This window comes from Mesobacillus maritimus (assembly GCF_019749255.1).
Classification (GTDB): domain Bacteria; phylum Bacillota; class Bacilli; order Bacillales; family Cytobacillaceae; genus Mesobacillus_B; species Mesobacillus_B maritimus_A.
Genome location: NZ_JACWFH010000049.1, coordinates 1 through 1473, shown reverse-complemented (window position 1 = coordinate 1473; position 1473 = coordinate 1). Strand labels below are relative to the sequence as shown.

Below are 1473 nucleotides of genomic sequence, written 5' to 3'. Positions count from 1 at the left end.
TGAACTGTACCCTTTGTCAAGGACATTAAAAAAAGCCTAGGCAGTTTTAAGAAGATGATCTCTGTATTGAACAGGGGTCATCTTATTTAAATTCCATTGATACCTATGGTGATTATAATAGGTCATATACTGCTTAATTTCTCGTTTCAATTCATCTAGAGTTTTACATGCCTTAATAGAGGTCTCGTCCTTTAGATGTCCAAAGAAAGATTCTTGGGGAGCGTTGTCCCAACAGTTGCCTCTTCTTGACATAGATTGCTGTAAACCTAATTTGTTTACTGCTTTTTGGAATTCAGGATGGGTGTAGTGTACTCCCTGATCCGAGTGAATTAATGCATCTTTAACCTTCTTAAAGTTTCTATTTTTCTTTAATTTTTTAAGGGTGTCTGTCGCTAAGTCTAGGGTCATTCGATTTGATACATGATAAGCAAGAATCTGGCCTGTTGAACCATCTTTAATCGCGGATAAATAAGCCTTCTGACCATTCTCATAGAATAAATAGGTGATATCCGTTAGAAGCACCTTTCCTGGAACCTTTTGCTTAAATTGTCGGTTTAATAGGTTTGGTACAACCTTATGTTCGTGTGTAGCTTTCATCATTCGTCTATAAGGATTTGGTTTTCTAATGGGACAGATAATATCGTACTTTTTCATAATTCGGCTTATACGCTTCAAATTGTAGACAACATTAAATTGACCCGCCAAAGTCATTTTAATTTGACGTGCCCCTTTCTTCCGGTTCTTGAAATGAAAGGCTTTTAGAATCATTTTTTTCGCTATTTGGTCCTTTTCCTCTTTTTGCTTTCTTTGTTCCTGTGACTCCTCTGAGAAATAATTATAATAACCACTTCTAGAAACACCCGCTATTGTACATAAATAGCTCACCATATTTTTTAACTGATGTTTTTCAATCACTGAACGAATAAGAATAAACTTTTGGCTAGGAGAAAGGACTACTTCTTCAGCCCCCTTTCCATGAAACGTATCTTTTTTAAGAGTTCGTTTTCTGCCTTAAGTAAATTGATTTGAGCCTCTAAACGGGCATTTTTCTCCTCTAATGTAAGGTCCTTTTCCCTAGGCCGTCCTGAATTTCCGGGTCTAGTATCACGCAAACCTTCAATCCCACTATCATTGTAAGCCTTTTGCCATCTCTTACTAGCTGACCTAATTCTTTGTATCCCCAAAATATCTGTATCAAGCCCACACTCTTCAAATATTCCTCTGGCAAACTTGCCTTTCTCTTTTTCTGCAATAAAAATTTCCTTAAATTCATCAGTATAAGTTATACCTTTAGAACTAACAGATTTAACGTATTTATTAGCTGCTAATTGTTTTATCTCTTTCTCTGTAAAAGTCTTTTTACTCATAGTTCCCCAATCCCTTTTGTCATCTCTAGTTGTGTTTCTTAATTATACAAAAAAGTACCCCATAGGTAGACTTTTTTTACGTGTCTACTCTATAGGGTACATTTTA

The 1473-nt window shown here is 35.7% G+C and carries 1 protein-coding gene; it reads right to left on the bottom strand.

Annotation, left to right across the window (positions count from 1 at the left end; genetic code table 11):
• Positions 1-36: 36 nt before the first annotated feature.
• Positions 37-1367 (bottom strand): IS3 family transposase gene (locus H0185_RS23885; protein ID WP_425515846.1). Its coding sequence is split into 2 segments (ribosomal slippage): positions 37-980 and positions 980-1367, totalling 1332 coding nucleotides; the frame shifts between segments, so codons are not numbered across the junction.
• Between the last annotated feature and the right edge of the window lie 106 nt (positions 1368-1473).